Source organism: Cupriavidus sp. 05T313 (assembly GCF_056396665.1).
In genome coordinates this window covers 1-921 of sequence record NZ_JBFTLX010000540.1, presented here as the reverse complement: position 1 = coordinate 921, position 921 = coordinate 1, and the positions used below count along the sequence as shown (strand labels likewise).

Annotated in this window: 1 protein-coding gene; it reads left to right on the top strand. The window is 67.5% G+C overall.

From position 1 onward, the window contains the following. Positions 1–921 (top strand): hemagglutinin repeat-containing protein (locus tag AC1DKD_RS41590; RefSeq protein WP_477144781.1); only part of this gene is annotated, 921 nt, incomplete at both ends.

Here is a 921-nt window from a genome sequence, read left to right as displayed (position 1 = left end):
CAGCACCAACAAGTCCACAAGCGCCGGCGTCGGCGTGTCGTAYGGCCTTGGCCAGGGCAATGCCGGCTTCGGCGTATCGGCCTCCGCTTCCAAAGCAAAGGGCAACTCGGACAGCCAGGGCATCTCGCAAGCCAACAGCCATGTGAACGGCCGCGAGTCGGTCACCTTCGTGTCGGGCAACGACACCAATGTCCTCGGCGGCATGGTCGCTGGCGGCAAGGTGACCGGGAGTGCCGGCGGCAACCTCAATATCGCCAGCCGCCAGGAAACCGAGGAGATGCGTGCCAGGCAGCAGAGCATGGGGGGTGGTATCAGCATCAGCCAGGCCGGCGCTACCGGCAGCCTCTCCGCGAGCCTGGGCAAGGCCAATGGCAGCTACGCCAACGTCAGCGAGCAGTCCGGCATCCAGGCCGGCAAGGACGGTTTCGATATCRCCGTCAAGGGCAATACCGACCTGCATGGCGCGGTSATCGCCAGCGAGGCAGGCAAGGACAAGAACAGCCTGACCACCGGCACGCTCACCTGGAGCGACATCGCCAACCACTCGGACTACAGCGCGACTTCCGCKGGCCTCWCGGCAGGCGGGGCACTTGGCGCACCCWCCGGTCAGAGCAACAGCGGCCAGACCTCCGGCAAGAACACCGGCGGCATCAACCCGATGATCCCGCAGCACGAGAGCGGCAGCCAGGACGGCGCGGCACGCAGCGCAGTGGCCGGAGGCRCCATCACCATCAAGGACCAGGCCAACCAGAAGCAGGACCTGGCCGACCTGCGGCGGGACACCGCCGGCACCAACAGCACGGTCGGCAAGAACCCCAACCTGGACCAGGTGCTGAACAAGCAGTCCGACATGATGGCCGCCGCCCAGGCCGCCGGCGAGGCGGTCGCCAAGACGGTGGGCGACGTGGCCGGCGCCAAGGA